Below are 738 nucleotides of genomic sequence, written 5' to 3' on the forward strand. Positions count from 1 at the left end.
CTCGGCGACGTTGCACACTTGGCTGGCAATCTGATGAGTCAGGGCAAAGGGAATAGACGGTTTTTTCATGCCAGCCTCAGATAGGACCCATCAACGGTAGATAGCGCACCATATCAGAAATTTATCTATCAACTGAGCCCTAGCCATGGATTTGCAGCTCAGCTCTAAACTTGCGTCTGTTAATCGTTTCATTGCGACGATTACCATGCTGTCCGCAAGATCATGAATCGGTGTAAACTCAAGCGGATGATTTTGCAGCCTGGGTTTCAGAGGCTGTGTTGGGCTGTATTTTACGGCTTCCGATGATATGATTTTGTGTAGTCAACGCATGCTGGAGAACACGATGAACAAGCAAAAAGTAAAACCATCTGCACCCACCAAAGCGCGATTGCTCCGAGCAATTGCCAGCTCTACCGCTATTGAAACAGGTCAGTCCATCAATATGTTGGAGCTGAAGCTCAAACAACCCAACCCCAAGTTCAAATCGCTTGAGCTCGCTTAAACTAGCGCCAGATCCACAAACGTCTGCATCGGGCGATAATCGCATGCTAAACCGGCATGAATAGCGGCAATATAGTTCTCTTTTTGTTGTTCCCAGCCTGAGTAATCCAGCGGCTCATACCCTGCCTGCACCGCCATGACATCAGCCAGTAATCGAGCTAGGCGGCCATTCCCTTCCCGAAAGGGGTGGATCAGGATCAATTCAACATGCACCTCGGCAATCGCAGCAATGAGCTC

At 49.1% G+C, this 738-nt stretch carries 2 protein-coding genes; one reads left to right on the forward strand and one right to left on the reverse strand.

From position 1 onward, the window contains the following. Nucleotides 1-343: 343 nt before the first annotated feature. Nucleotides 344-502, forward strand: coding sequence for a hypothetical protein (locus ACYVG7_RS10005; RefSeq protein WP_181014913.1), 159 nt, complete (start codon nt 344-346; stop codon nt 500-502). Here ACYVG7_RS10005 and ACYVG7_RS10010 read toward each other — a convergent pair. Further along, the coding region (locus tag ACYVG7_RS10010; RefSeq protein WP_460882986.1) for a Fic family protein at nt 499-738 on the reverse strand (240 nt) is incomplete at its 5' end. The two genes, ACYVG7_RS10005 and ACYVG7_RS10010, sit on opposite strands and share 4 nt — an antisense overlap.

This window comes from Pseudaeromonas pectinilytica (assembly GCF_054780855.1).

Bases quoted from the DNA above. Each gene is read 5' to 3' on its own strand.
- ACYVG7_RS10005 (WP_181014913.1), top strand. From the start codon at position 344: ATGAACAAGCAAAAAGTAAAACCATCTGCACCCACCAAAGCGCGATTG.